This is a genomic window from Serratia sp. LACPHL-BACT-2024-00286, assembly GCF_043109535.1.
Classification (GTDB): domain Bacteria; phylum Pseudomonadota; class Gammaproteobacteria; order Enterobacterales; family Enterobacteriaceae; genus Serratia; species Serratia sarumanii.
Genome location: NZ_JBICNA010000004.1, coordinates 144,426 through 158,471, shown reverse-complemented (window position 1 = coordinate 158,471; position 14,046 = coordinate 144,426). Strand labels below are relative to the sequence as shown.

Annotated in this window: 10 protein-coding genes, 1 tRNA gene and 1 pseudogene; 8 read left to right on the top strand and 4 right to left on the bottom strand. The window is 60.5% G+C overall.

The features are described from left to right. The first annotated feature begins 1 nt into the window (after position 1). The 4 genes from recJ to ACF8MC_RS13370 all read left to right on the top strand — a co-directional run bounded on the left by recJ (position 2) and on the right by ACF8MC_RS13370 (position 4,747). Complete coding sequence (gene recJ, locus ACF8MC_RS13385; protein ID WP_164105274.1) at positions 2–1,735, top strand: single-stranded-DNA-specific exonuclease RecJ; 1,734 nt, start codon at positions 2–4, stop codon at positions 1,733–1,735. Between the two features lie 166 nt (positions 1,736–1,901). After that, a protein-coding gene (prfB, locus tag ACF8MC_RS13380) for a peptide chain release factor 2 (RefSeq protein WP_096242572.1) occupies positions 1,902–3,000 on the top strand; the annotation gives its coding sequence in 2 pieces (ribosomal slippage) (positions 1,902–1,976 and positions 1,978–3,000; 1,098 coding nt in all). 9 nt (positions 3,001–3,009) lie between these two features. After that, positions 3,010–4,527: a lysine--tRNA ligase gene (gene lysS, locus ACF8MC_RS13375; protein ID WP_033649459.1), complete on the top strand. Its 1,518-nt coding sequence runs from the start codon at positions 3,010–3,012 to the stop codon at positions 4,525–4,527. Positions 4,528–4,673: 146 nt separating this feature from the next. After that, a tRNA-Gly gene (locus ACF8MC_RS13370) sits at positions 4,674–4,747 on the top strand. 166 nt (positions 4,748–4,913) lie between these two features. Here ACF8MC_RS13370 and ACF8MC_RS13365 read toward each other — a convergent pair. Beyond that, positions 4,914–5,333: pseudogene (locus tag ACF8MC_RS13365) on the bottom strand (choline transporter); the annotation flags it as partial. Positions 5,334–5,583: 250 nt separating this feature from the next. Between ACF8MC_RS13365 and ACF8MC_RS13360 the strand changes: the two are divergent. After that, positions 5,584–7,353 (top strand): ABC transporter ATP-binding protein/permease, encoded by a 1,770-nt coding sequence (locus ACF8MC_RS13360; RefSeq protein WP_049232370.1) that lies wholly within the window; start codon positions 5,584–5,586, stop codon positions 7,351–7,353. Between the two features lie 9 nt (positions 7,354–7,362). Here ACF8MC_RS13360 and betI read toward each other — a convergent pair whose 3' ends face one another. After that, a complete protein-coding gene (betI, locus tag ACF8MC_RS13355) occupies positions 7,363–7,959 on the bottom strand; it encodes a transcriptional regulator BetI (protein ID WP_033649464.1) in 597 nt (198 codons plus the stop codon). Between the two features lie 158 nt (positions 7,960–8,117). Between betI and ACF8MC_RS13350 the strand changes: the two genes are divergently transcribed. Then, entirely contained in the window at positions 8,118–9,662 is a 1,545-nt protein-coding gene (locus ACF8MC_RS13350) for a BCCT family transporter (protein ID WP_164105277.1), read from the top strand. Between the two features lie 6 nt (positions 9,663–9,668). Here the strand turns inward: ACF8MC_RS13350 and ACF8MC_RS13345 are convergent, their stop codons facing one another. Then, positions 9,669–10,100, bottom strand: a complete 432-nt coding sequence (locus ACF8MC_RS13345) for a VOC family protein (RefSeq protein ID WP_164105278.1) — start codon at positions 10,098–10,100, stop codon at positions 9,669–9,671. Between the two features lie 654 nt (positions 10,101–10,754). Between ACF8MC_RS13345 and ACF8MC_RS13340 the strand changes: the two genes are divergently transcribed. Both ACF8MC_RS13340 and ACF8MC_RS13335 read left to right on the top strand, forming a co-directional pair. Then, positions 10,755–12,020 (top strand): MFS transporter, encoded by a 1,266-nt coding sequence (locus tag ACF8MC_RS13340; protein WP_392423441.1) that lies wholly within the window; start codon positions 10,755–10,757, stop codon positions 12,018–12,020. 36 nt (positions 12,021–12,056) lie between these two features. Beyond that, positions 12,057–12,866, top strand: a complete 810-nt coding sequence (locus tag ACF8MC_RS13335) for a MoaF C-terminal domain-containing protein (RefSeq protein ID WP_164105280.1) — start codon at positions 12,057–12,059, stop codon at positions 12,864–12,866. Position 12,867: 1 nt separating this feature from the next. On the opposite strand, the gene lldD is transcribed toward ACF8MC_RS13335, so the two are convergent. After that, a complete protein-coding gene (gene lldD / locus ACF8MC_RS13330; RefSeq protein ID WP_033654083.1) occupies positions 12,868–14,007 on the bottom strand; it encodes an FMN-dependent L-lactate dehydrogenase LldD in 1,140 nt (379 codons plus the stop codon). Between the last annotated feature and the right edge of the window lie 39 nt (positions 14,008–14,046).

The window sequence follows — 14,046 nt, the reverse complement described above, 5'->3', positions numbered from 1 at the left end:
GGTGAGTATTAAAACGCAACTACGCCGCCGCCCGGCGGCGGACGACACGCATCTGCCCGCCAGTTTGCCGCCGCTGCTGCGCCGGCTTTACGCCCTGCGCGGCGTGCAGGCTGAGCAAGAGCTGGAACGCGGCGTCAAGGGCATGCTGCCCTGGCAACAGCTGGACGGCATCGACGCCGCCGTCAGCCTGCTGCAACAGGCGCTGGTCGACGGCCGCCGCATCATGGTGGTGGGCGATTTCGACGCCGACGGCGCCACCAGCACCGCACTGACGGTGCTGGCGCTGCGCAGCATGGGCGGCGCCAGCGTCGACTACCTGGTGCCGAACCGCTTTGAAGACGGCTACGGCCTGAGCCCCGAAGTGGTGGAGCAGGCGGCGGCGCGCGGCGCGGAGCTGATCGTCACCGTCGATAACGGCATCTCCTCCCACGCCGGCGTCGACGTGGCGCACGCCAAGGGCATGCAGGTGCTGGTGACCGATCACCACCTGCCGGGCGAGACCCTGCCGGCGGCCGAAGCGATCGTCAATCCCAACCTGCGCGGCTGCGCCTTCCCGTCCAAATCGCTGGCCGGGGTGGGCGTCGCGTTCTACCTGATGCTGGCGCTGCGCGCCCGGCTGCGGGACAGCGGCTGGTTCGAACAGCGCGCGCTGGCGATGCCCAATCTGGCGGAACTGCTGGATCTGGTGGCGCTTGGCACCGTGGCCGACGTGGTGCCGCTGGACGCCAACAACCGCATTCTGGTGTATCAGGGGTTGAACCGCATCCGTGCCGGCAAATGCCGACCGGGCATCCGCGCGCTGCTTGAGGTGGCCAACCGCGATGCCCGCCAACTGGCGGCCAACGATCTCGGTTTCGCCCTCGGCCCGCGTCTTAACGCCGCCGGCAGGCTGGACGACATGTCTATTGGCGTGGCGCTGCTGCTGAGCGACGATATTGCGCAGGCGCGCATGCTGGCCAACGATCTCGACGCGTTGAACCAGACGCGACGCGAGATAGAGCAGGGCATGCAGGTGGAAGCCCTGCAGCTGTGCGACCAGTTGGAGCGCACCAGTACCGAGCTGCCTTACGGGCTGGCGATGTATCACCCTGAATGGCATCAGGGCGTGGTGGGCATCCTCGCTTCACGTATCAAAGAGCGTTTCCACCGCCCGGTGATCGCGTTCGCGCCGGCGGGCGACGGCATTCTGAAAGGCTCCGGCCGTTCGGTGCCCGGCCTGCACATGCGCGACGCACTGGAGAGGCTGGATATGCTGAACCCCGGCCTGATGATGAAGTTCGGCGGCCACGCGATGGCGGCCGGGCTGTCGCTGGAAGAGGCCAGGTTCGACGAATTCCGCCAGCGCTTCGGCGATCTGGTGGGGGAATGGCTCGATCCGGCGATGCTGGAAGGGGTGATCTGGTCTGACGGCGAGCTGGCGATGCAGGAGCTGTCGCTGACGACGGCGGAGCTGCTGCGCGAGGGCGGCCCGTGGGGCCAGGCGTTCCCGGAACCGACCTTCGACGGCAAATTCCGCATCCTGCAGCAGCGGCTGGTGGGCGAGAAACACCTGAAGCTGATGGTGGAGCCGCTCGGCGGCGGCCCGCTGCTCGACGGCATCGCATTCAACGTGGACACCACGCTGTGGCCGGACAGCAGCGTGCGCGAGGTCGAACTGGCCTACAAGCTCGACGTCAACGAGTTTCGCGGCAACCGCAACGTGCAGCTGCTGATCCAGCATCTTTGGCCGCGCTGAGGCGAAATTGAACACAATTCGGGGATTGGGTTCTCCAATCCCCTGCATCCTTCCCGATCGCCACAAAAACTGACCAACTCGCTATAAACTGCCGCCCGGATCCGTTAGAATTAGCGGTTCCAATGGCATTCCGCCATCGACGACATCAACGTAAAAGAACGAAACCATGTTTGAAATTAACCCGGTAAAAAACCGAATTCAGGACCTGTCCGAGCGGACTGCGGTTCTTAGGGGGTATCTTTGACTATGATGCCAAGAAGGAACGCCTAGAAGAAGTCAACGCCGAGCTGGAGCAGCCGGACGTTTGGAACGAGCCGGAGCGCGCACAGGCGCTCGGCAAAGAGCGCGCCGCGCTGGAAGCCATCGTTGAAACCATCGATCAGCTGGAGCAGGGCGGCGAAGACGTCGGCGGGCTGCTGGAACTGGCGGTGGAAGCCGACGATGAAGAGACCTTCAACGAAGCGGTCGCCGAGCTGGATCAGCTGATGAGCAAGCTGGATCAGTTGGAATTCCGCCGCATGTTCTCCGGCGAATACGACAGCGCCGACTGCTACCTGGATATCCAGGCCGGCTCCGGCGGCACCGAAGCGCAGGACTGGGCCAGCATGCTGCTGCGCATGTACCTGCGCTGGGCCGAAGCCAAGGGCTTCAAGACCGAAGTGATCGAAGAGTCCGACGGCGACGTCGCGGGCCTGAAATCTGCCACCATCAAGATCATCGGCGACTACGCGTTCGGCTGGTTGCGCACTGAAACCGGCGTTCACCGCCTGGTGCGCAAGAGCCCGTTCGACTCCGGCGGCCGTCGCCACACCTCGTTCAGCTCGGTGTTCATCTACCCGGAAGTCGACGACGATATCGATATCGAAATCAACCCGGCGGATCTGCGTATCGACGTGTACCGCGCCTCCGGTGCGGGCGGTCAGCACGTTAACAAAACCGAATCCGCCGTACGTATTACTCACCTGCCAACCAACATCGTGGTGCAGTGCCAGAACGATCGTTCTCAGCATAAGAACAAGGATCAAGCGTTTAAACAGCTGCGAGCCAAGCTGTACGAGTTTGAGATGCAAAAGAAAAATGCTGATAAGCAGACGATGGAAGACAACAAGTCCGACATCGGCTGGGGCAGCCAAATCCGTTCTTACGTGCTGGATGACTCCCGCATCAAGGATTTGCGCACCAACGTCGAAACGCGTAACACGCAGGCCGTACTGGATGGCGACCTGGATAAATTCATTGAGGCAAGTTTGAAAGCCGGGTTATGAGGAATAGAAATGTCTGAACAACAAGTACAGGGCGCCGATCAGGCGCTGGATCTCAATAACGAACTGCAGTCCCGCCGCGAGAAACTGGCCGGCCTGCGCGAGAACGGCATTGCGTTCCCGAACGACTTCCGTCGTGACTCCACCTCCGACAAACTGCACGCCGCGTACGGCGATAAAGACAACGAAGAGCTGGAAGCGCTGGGCGTAGAGGTGACCGTCGCCGGCCGCATGATGACCCGTCGCATTATGGGCAAGGCATCCTTCGTCACGCTGCAGGACGTGGGTGGCCGCATCCAGCTGTACGTCGCGCGCGACGATCTGGCTGAAGGCGTGTACAACGACCAGTTCAAGAAGTGGGACCTGGGCGATATTCTCGGCGCACGCGGCAAGCTGTTCAAAACCAAGACCGGCGAACTGTCGATCCACTGCACCGAGCTGCGTCTGCTGACCAAAGCGCTGCGCCCGCTGCCGGACAAATTCCACGGCCTGGCGGATCAGGAAACCCGTTACCGCCAGCGTTACCTGGACCTGATCGCCAACGAAGAATCGCGCAACACCTTCAAGGTGCGTTCTCAGGTGATGTCGGCTATCCGTAACTTCATGGTGGAACGCGGCTTCATGGAAGTCGAAACCCCGATGATGCAGGTGATCCCGGGCGGTGCGTCCGCGCGTCCGTTCATCACCCACCACAACGCGCTGGATATCGATATGTACCTGCGCATCGCGCCGGAACTGTATCTGAAGCGTCTGGTGGTTGGTGGCTTTGAGCGCGTGTTCGAAATCAACCGCAACTTCCGCAACGAAGGCGTTTCTCCGCGTCACAACCCAGAGTTCACCATGATGGAACTCTACATGGCTTACGCGGATTACAAAGACCTGATCGAGCTGACCGAGACGCTGTTCCGCACCCTGACCGAGAAAGTGCTGGGTACCTCTCAGGTGCAGTACGGCGACGAAGTGTTCGACTTCGGCAAGCCGTTCGAGAAGCTGACCATGACCGAGGCGATCAAGAAATACCGTCCGGAAACCGATCTGGCTGACCTGGCTGACATGGGCAAAGCGGTGGCCATCGCCGAATCCATCGGCATCAAGGTTGAGAAGAGCTGGGGTCTGGGCCGCGTCGTGACCGAGATCTTCGAAGAAGTGGCGGAAAGCCATCTGATTCAGCCGACCTTCATCACCGAGTACCCGGCTGAAGTGTCGCCGCTGGCGCGCCGCAACGACGTTAACCCGGAAATCACCGACCGCTTCGAGTTCTTCATCGGCGGCCGTGAAATCGGCAACGGCTTCTCCGAGCTGAACGACGCCGAAGACCAGGCTCAGCGCTTTGCCGATCAGGTGAACGCCAAAGACGCCGGCGACGACGAAGCGATGTTCTACGACGAAGACTACGTCACCGCGCTGGAGCACGGCCTGCCGCCGACCGCCGGTCTGGGCATCGGTATCGACCGCATGGTGATGCTGTTCACCAACAGCCACACCATCCGCGACGTGATTCTGTTCCCGGCGATGCGCCCACAGAAATAATTCCGTTTAGCGTGAAACCACCGGTGCAGGCAACTGCGCCGGTTTTTTTTGCCCACCGGACTTAACCGCTTAAAACATCGACAGTTACGCGCCATCTCCGCTTGCCCGCCGCCGATAACCGGTTATAATGCCTGTCGCACACCGATGCGGGTGTAGTTCAATGGTAGAACGGCAGCTTCCCAAGCTGCATACGAGGGTTCGATTCCCTTCACCCGCTCCAGCACTCCCTCTTGAAAACATCCTGATTCTTCGAAACGTTATCCCGAACCAATCCTTTGCTCATAAAGCGCTGTTTCTGTTTGTCCGCCATTCCAACCGCATCATCAGCACTGTGGTGAAGAAAGCGGGGCAAAAAAATGCCGCCCCGGGGGACGGCATGTCGCTCTCTAGCGAACCAGATGCAAGAAATGCAGGTGTTTCTCGTACTGGTCAAGAATATCGTTGATCAACTGCTCCTGATTCCAGCCCATGACATCGTAGTTCTGGCCGCCTTCTTTCAGGTAGATCTCCGCGCGATAATACTTGTGCTGCTCGGCTTGCTGTTCATCGTTATCCAGCCCGGCCAGAGCGAACGTCGGCGAACTGTAGCCGCGCAGTCTGACTTCATAGATAAAGTTAAGCTCATCGCCCAAATCGACCTCGAAACGAATGCGGTCTTCCGCAGTGGCGTTGATGCTGCTGAGCGTGTTTTGTTTACTCAGCTCTTCCTGCACCAGCGTCATGGCAGGCTGGATGACCTCATCCATAAAGCGCTTAACCAGCGAGCGTTTTGGCAGATAGGCGATATTGCGCAGCCTGCGCTGCCAGGCCTCGTCCAGGTGGCGGTCGATATAGTCAAAGACCTGCGCAAAGCGCTTTGCATACGTCTGGGTCATGTGATTGTCTCCTCCATGCCTGAACTTTGCCCGAGCCGCCGCCGCTTCTCCTGACGGATGATGCTGAGTTGCCGCCGCAGGAAAACGGGATGGCTGCGGCGTTCGCCGCCGGCCAGGCCAAACTCATAACCCCCGCGCGGCCGTGCGCCGCGATCCCGACCGAGAAGATGAATATTACATGATGGATCGTTCCCGTTTGCTGAAATTCCTGCTGCCCTACCTGTGGCCGAAAGACAACCCGCGGCTGCGGGGGTACCTGGTGGTAGCCTTCGTGTTCATGGTGGCGGCCAAGGTCAGCACCACGCTGGTGCCGCTGGCCTACAAAGCGATGGTCGATGCGCTGAGCGGTGAGACGGCGAAAATGCTGGCGGTGCCGCTGGGGCTGATCGTCGCCTACGGCGTGGCGCGGGTGGGCGGCGCGCTGTTTGAGGAACTGCGCAACGTGATGTTCATTCACGTCAGCCAAAACGCCACGCGCCTGCTGGGCGTGCGGGTGTTTCGCCAGCTGCATGCGCTGAGCCTGCGCTTCCATCTGGAGCGCCAGACCGGCGGGCTGTCGTTGTCCATCGAGCGCGGCACCCAGGCGGTGTCCACGGTGCTGTCGCGGCTGCTGTTCTCCATCGTGCCTATCCTGTTCGAGCTCTCGCTGGTCACGGCGATCATGTGGCACATGCTGAACGGCTGGTTCGCGCTGGCGATCCTGACGACGGTCGGCTGCTACATCCTGTTTACCGTGCTGGCGGTCAGCTGGCGCACCCGCTTTCGCCGCGAGCTCAACAAGGCCAACGCCGACGCCAACAGCAAATCCATCGACAGCCTGCTGAACTATGAGACCGTGAAGTACTTCGGCAATGAAGAGTTCGAGGCCGAGCGTTTCGACCTGTCGCGCCGGCTGTACGAATACGCCGCCATCAAGAACCAATTCAGTTTTACGGCGATCAACCTGGGGCAAACCGCCATTATTTCGATCGGACTGATCGTGATGATGGCCATGGCGGCGCAGGGCATTACCCAGGGAACGATGACGGTCGGCGACTTCGTGCTGGTCAACGCCTATCTGCTGCAGCTGTATCAGCCGCTGAACTTCTTCGGCTTTATTTATTCCGAGGTGCGCCAGGCGCTGGTCGATATGGAGAACATGTTCGATCTGCTGCAGGAAAAGCGTGAGATCGTCGATAGCCCGGATGCACAGCCGCTGCGTCTCGATCGCGGCGAAGTGCGGTTCGACGCGGTCAGCTTCGGTTACGACACGCGGCGGCCGATCCTCAAGCAGGTGAGTTTTACCATTCCGGCGGGCCACACGGTGGCGGTGGTCGGCGCCTCCGGCGCGGGCAAGTCCACGCTGTCGCGCCTGCTGTTCCGTTTCTACGACGTGCAGGGCGGCGCCATTACCCTCGACGGCCAGGACATTCGCCAACTGACCCAGGCCAGCCTGCGGCAGGCGATCGGCATCGTGCCGCAGGATACGGTGCTGTTCAACGATACGCTGCGCTACAACATCGGCTACGGCAAAACCGGCTCCAGCGATGAAGAAATCGAGCGGGCGGCGCGGCTGGCGCATATCCATGATTTTATCGTCGGTTTGCCCGACGGTTACGACACCCGGGTGGGCGAGCGCGGGCTGAAGCTGTCGGGCGGTGAAAAGCAGCGGGTGGCGATCGCGCGCACCATTCTGAAAAATCCGGCCATCCTGGTGTTCGACGAGGCGACCAGCGCGCTGGATACCCAGACCGAGCGCGAAATCCAGGGGCACCTGCGCGAGGTAAGCCGCAACCACACCACGCTGGTAATCGCCCACCGGCTCTCCACCGTGGTGGACGCCGATGAAATCATCGTGCTGGAGGCGGGGGAGATCGTCGAGCGCGGGGGGCACGAGGCGCTGCTGGCGGCTAACGGCCGCTACGCCGCGATGTGGCAAACCCAGTACAGCGAAGAGCAGGAGCCACACTGACGGAGGCGATCACGCCGCCGATGGCGCGGCCTTGAGCCGTTGTATCACGTAGTCGCAGGCGATGCGGCAGTCCTGCTTCAGGTCCGTCTCGTCGCCGGCCAGGCTGCCGCGCAGCCAGAGCCCATCGATCATCGCCGCCAGCCCGCGCGCCGCGTCGCGCGCCTGCGGCAGCGGCAGCTCGCGGCGGAACTGGCTGCAAATATTGGAATAGAGCCGCCGATCGTTGGCGCGCTGCAGGCGGCGCAGCACCGGCTGATGCATGCTGGCGGCCCAGAAGTCGAGCCAGGCGCGCATGGACACGGCATTGGTTTGGCTGGGGTGGAAGTTGCCCTGGATAATGGCGAACAGCTGTGACTGGCTGTCGCTTGCCGCCTGCGCGCGGCACTCGGCCACCGCATCGCGCAGGTCGCGCAGGATTTTGCGCATGGTGGCGCTCAGCAGCCCCTCTTTATCGCCAAAATAGTGGCTGACGATGCCGGTCGACAGCCCGGCTTCTTTCGCCACCTGAGACAGGGTGACGCCGGCCAGCCCGACGACATTAATGGTCTCGAAGGCGGCGTTAATCAACTGTTCCTTACGCTGTTCCGGAATGTCTCTTCGGTACATATTTTCCTCAACTGATAGGCCAATCACACTTTGAATTTGATTGATTGAACGGTCAATTAATACTCTATATGCTGCGAAAATGTCAAATAAATGGCGATAATATGTTAACTAAAAGTTGCATTGAAATCGTCTGTCTTTCGCATCATGGAAGCCTGCCAATGACAACAAAAACTCCCCCATCGCTTGACGAAGAACCTGTCAGATTGAATGTTCCGGTATTTTTCGGCTCGGCGGCGGTGATCCTGCTGCTGGGAACGCTGGTCGTTCTGTTCCCCTCCGCCAGCAAACTGTGGCTGAACGCCGCGCAAAGCTGGGTCGCCGACGTATTCGGCTGGTACTACATGTTATTGATGGTTGCCTGCATGGCATTCGTGTTCTGGCTGGCGCTGTCGCGCTTCGGCCATATTCACCTCAGCCAGGATGACGAGCCGCCGCAGTTCAGCTATCCCTCGTGGGTGGCGATGCTGTTCTCGTCGGGCATCGGCATTGCGCTGGTGTACTACGGCGCCTATGAGCCGCTGGATCACTTCCTGTCGCCACCGGAAGGCAGCGGCGGCACCGTGCAGGCGGCACGACAGGCGATGGCGCTGACCTTTTTGCACTGGGGGCTGCACGGCTGGGCGCTGTATGCGCTGATCGCCACCGCGCTGGCCTATTTCGCCTATTGCCGCGGCCTGCCGCTGGCGCTGCGTTCTGCGCTATACCCGATCTTCGGCGAGCGTACCCACGGTTGTGTCGGTCATCTGGTGGACAGCTTCGGCATTCTGGTGACGGTGATCTCGATGGTGACCAACCTGGGGATCGGCGCGCTGCTGGTGAACTCCGGGCTGTTTTATCTGTTCGACATCCCGCAAAGCACCGGCGTGCTGCTGGCGCTGATCGTGGTGATGATGGTGGTGGCCACGCTGGCGGCGGTCACCGGCGTCGAGAAGGGCATCGCCATGCTGTCGAACATCAACGTCGGCTTCCTGTGCCTGCTGCTGCTGTTCGTGTTTTTGGCCGGGCCGACGCTGAACCTGCTGAACGGCATGTTGCAGAACCTCGGCGATTATCTCACCTCGCTGGTCAGCCGCAGCTTCGATATGTATCTGTACGGCAAGGCTCGCCAATGGCAGGGTGCCTGGACGCTGTTCTACTGGGCCTGGTGGGTGGCGTGGGCGCCGTTCGTCGGGCTGTTCATCGCGCGCATCTCCAAAGGGCGCACCATTCGCGAACTGATTTTCGGCGTGCTGCTGATCCCGCTGGGCTTCACGCTGGCGTGGCTGTCGATCTTCGGCAATACCGCCATCAGTCTGGTGCTGGAAGGCGGGCAGGCGATCCTGGGGCAGGTGGCGCAAAGCGATCCGCCGATGGCGGTGTTCAAGCTGTTCGAATACTTGCCCTATACCCAACTGACCGCCGGCTTTGTGGTGGTGATCAGCTTCGTGCTGTTCCTGACGCCGGTCGATTCCGGCACGCTGATGATAGCCAACCTCTCCTGCCAGGGCGGCTCCGCCCATGATGACGCGCCGGCCTGGCTGCGCGTGTTTTGGGCAGCGGTCACCACGTTGGTATGCGCCGGCTTGCTGTACGCCGGCAGTTTCAGCGCGATGCAGACCGCGGTGGTGCTGTGCGGCCTGCCGTTCTCGGCGGTGATCGTGCTGTACATGATCAGCCTGCGCAAGGATCTGCGCCGTTACGCCATGAAGCCGGCGCTGCCCTGAGGCGGTTTATTCGCCCGCGCGCGGCCGGTGATGCACGTACTCGACAATCGTGCCGTCCGGCAGGCGCGCATTGAAACAGGCGCCGGTGGGCACCTCCACCGGGCCGAAGAAAATCTCGGCGCCGGCGGCCAGCAGCCGCTGGTGGTAGGGATAAATGTCATTGACCAGCAGCGTGCCGACGGTGCTGCGGAAAGGGCGCAACTGCTCTTCCGCCCCTTCCAGGATCAGAAACGGCCCCACCGCCGCCAATACCAGCCGATGCTCGGGAAAATCGAAGCGCATGTCCGCCGTTACGCCGTGCAACTGCTCGTAAAAGGCGATGGCGCGGTCGATTTCGCCTTCGCCAACGTAGACCCGAATCAGCACGCGCGGCTCACGCAGCGATGAAGAGTCGGCGGTTTTGCGCCAGAAACCGGCTTTTGTCAATGCTGTCGTCATGTTCATCTCCTTGCTGGTTGCCTGCCGCTTATCATGCCGTTGTTTTCCCATTCGGGGTTGGATCGAGTTGGCATAAGCTAGCCGCGCCGGTAATAACCCGCTACCAGGGCGTTAAGGGGCGTTCTGTTTGTGATTCCTGTCACGGCCTGCGCTTTTATTATCATTCAGCATTGATAATGTCATTGCGTGATTATTGATTAACACAATGGAGTTAATAGTTCTCGTTATAGCCGCTATAAAGCAAACGGATTCAAATAATAAAGAGGACGGGGTAATGCGGCTGATGAAAAGGGAAATACCGTCCATTTATAAGTAGGAGTTAAGTTTTATTTATTGACCTGTTTATAAATCAGCGCGTTTTGGCTTTTTCGATAAAAGTAAAAAGTGCCGTTTAATTTTATTTAAATCATTAAAAACATGATGTTGATTTATTTTCATGTCATTCGCGTTCTGTGAGAAATACCTGAATTGCCTCTCCGTCGCCGTTTTCAACGGCTGTTTGACATGCCCGTAGCTTGAGATAAGTTTATATCATTAACATGTTAATGAGTTGTTATCGTGACCGATGGCCAATATCTCTCTTGGCCGAGCGCTTAACCGACTTATGCCATGGCCGCTCGCCATTTATAAGTTAACTTATGGACCAATGACGCTATGAATAATTCGCCAGGACAGCGCTCGCGATTGAGCGAAGAGAACCGATTGCTGATCATTTTGTTTTTCGTTTTCGGCTGCGTGTTCGTCGATCGTCTGACTATCTCTTTTCTGTTTCCGATGATTGCCGCCGATTTGAAGCTGAGCAACGTGCATCTTGGCACGCTGTCGGCGGTGCTGGCATTGACTTGGGCGCTATCTGGCGCGGGGCTGGGGGCGATTGCCGATCGCTTTAATATCCGCAAACCGATGCTGATCCTGTCGATCCTGGTGTTTTCGCTGTTCTCCGCGCTGTCGGGGCTGGTCAGCGGCTTTGCCATGTTATTGATCTTCCGAGCGCTGATGGGGATCGCCGAAGGGCCGGTGCTGCCGATCGCGCAATCGCTGATGGTGGAAAAATCGCAGCCGCAGCGCCGCGGCTTCAATATGGGGCTGATCCAGGGGGCGGCGCCGGGATTGTTGGGCGGTATTATCGCGCCGCCGCTGATCATCTATCTGGCGCAGAAGTGGGGCTGGAGCATGGCGTTTCACCTGACCGCCGTGCCGGGCATCATTCTGGCGTGGCTGATATATCGTTATGTGAACGGCAAGAAGGATCCCGCTTTCAGCGCCGCGCCGGCGGCCGACAAGGCGGTGAACAAAGGCGCTTACGGCGAGCTGTTTAAAATCAAGAACGTAGCGCTGTGCATTCTGATCTCCTGCGTGTTCGTCACCTGGTTCATGATCATCATTACCTTCACCCCCAACTTTTTGGTGACCGACCGCGGCTTCAGCGAGGGCACGATGGGCGGCATCATGAGCGCCATCGGCGCCGCCTGGGTGTTTTGGGGCGTGGCAGTGCCGGCGATTTCCGATCGCCTTGGCCGCAAGCCGACGCTGATCTTCTTTTCGCTGCTGGCGGTGTGCTGCCCGCTGTTCCTCAGCTACGTCGATAACCCGTGGCTGCTGGGCGTGCTGGTGTTCCTGTCTTATACCGGCCTTGGCTGCTTCACGCTGTTTATGGCCACCATCCCGTCTGAAACGGTGTCGCCGGCCCGCATCGCGACCGCGTTGGGGCTGGTGATGGGAATTGGCGAGGTGATTGGCGGCTGTCTGGCGCCGTTTATCGCCGGGCTGATCGCCGATCGCTATGGGCTGGTCAGCGTGATGTGGCTGGCGGCTACCGGCGCCGTGTGCGCCGGCGTACTGAGTTGTTTTCTCGATGAAACTGCACCTGCGGTGGTGAGCCGCAGAGCGGTGAAACCGGCGGGCGTCGCCGACGTTTGAGGCGGTTTTCATCCCATTCAATCAAGGAGAGCGAAGATGTCAGCAGAACAATCCGTACTGAATCAGAATGCCGAACCGGACTGGAAGAATTACGACGATTTTGCGCGCGGTATCGACACTAACCGGCTGCCGGGCACCCAGGATTGGCGCGGCAAAACGCTGCAGATCGCTTTTGAAAGCAGCGGGGAAATCACGTTGCGCTTCAGCGCCGATCGGCAGCGGGTGCTGTGGGCCTGGGGCGGGGAGAGCGGCGAGGACGCTTACGAAGAGGTGCAAACCTCCGCCGCGCGCTATTTCTTCAATATTCCGCTGCAGTCGCCGGGCAACGAGTGCCTGACGCTGGTACTCAATCGTGACAGCAGCCGGGCGCTGCTGGTGCGCAGCACGCTGTTGCCGGAACAGACGGTGGAAAAGGGGTCCCGCCTCAAGCAAAGCTTCCACGTCGGCCGGATTGTCGGCGCCACGCCGGGTGGCGTCGCGCCGCATCTGACCCGCGAGCTTATCGGCTATCGCACGCTGAACGTCTACAGCCCCAACCACTATTACGAACATTTCTATGTCAACACTGAGCGCTACGCCTGGCAAAACCTGCGCGGCGAACAATTCGGCCACGGCGACATGGACTACGCCACCTACTACAAGTTTGAGGACGAGATGTTCCTGTTCACCTTCCGGGAAAAGATCATCCCGGTGTGCTCGGTGTTCTTCTTCGACTTTATTTCCGGGCGTTGCACCGGCACCTTCCTCGGGCTGGACGCCGCCGGCCGGGTGTTGGTGTCACCGGCCGGGGCCTTCATCAGCAAGATGAGCTATAACGCCTACCCGGAAGGCGTGCAGCCGCTTTGATTCAGGCGTTTCTGACCAGCGATCCGGCGTTGATCTCCGCGATGGTTTTCGCGCCGGTGAGCGTCATGGCGACGCGCATTTCCTTGTCGATCAGATCCAGCAAGTTAGCCACCCCGGCTTCGCCGGCCGCCGCCAGCGCATAGACGAAGGCGCGCCCCAGCAGCACGCTGTCGGCACCCAGCGCGATCATGCGCACCACGTCCAGGCCGCTGCGGATGCCGGAGTCGGCCAGCAGGGTAATGTCGCCTTTCACCGCGTCGGCGATCGCCGGCATGGCGCGCGCGGTCGACAGCACGCCGTCCAGCTGGCGGCCACCGTGGTTGGAGACGATGATGCCGTCGGCGCCGAAGCGCACCGCGTCTTTGGCGTCTTCCGGATCGAGAATGCCTTTGATGATCATCGGGCCGTCCCAGAATTCACGGATCCACTCCAGATCTTTCCAGGAAATCGACGGATCGAAGTTGGCGCCCAGCCAGCCGATGTAGTCTTCCAGGCTGGTCGGTTTGCCGCGGTAGGCCGAGACGTTGCCCAGATCGTGCGGCTTGCCGAGCAGGCCGACATCCCAGGCCCACTGCGGATGCGCAAACGCCTGCAGTACGCGGCGCAGGGCGGCATTAGGGCCGCTCATCCCCGAGTGGGCGTCGCGATAACGGGCGCCGGGCACCGGCATGTCGACGGTGAACACCAGCGTTTTCACGCCGGCGGCCTTGGCGCGCTCCAGCGCATTGCGCATAAAGCCGCGATCTTTCAGCACGTAGAGCTGGAACCACATCGGCCGATCGATCGCCGGCGCCACCTCTTCGATCGGGCAGACCGACACGGTGGACAGCGTGAACGGAATGCCTTTTTTAGCCGCGGCGCGCGCGGCCTGTACTTCGCCGCGGCGGGCGTACATGCCGGTCAGCCCCACCGGCCCCAGCGCCACCGGCATCGCCAGCTGCTCGCCGAACAGCGTGGTATGCAGGCTGAGTTCGGACATATTGCGCAGCACGCGCTGGCGCAGGGCAATATCGGCCAGATCCGCGGTATTGCGCTTCAGCGTATGCTCCGCGTAGGCCCCGCCGTCGATGTAGTGAAACAGAAACGGCGGCAGTTTGGCCTGGGCGGCGGCCCGGTAGTCGGTTGACGCGGAGATGATCATAGTGTTTACCTTCTTGTCTTGCTTGCGATAACGAGTGGT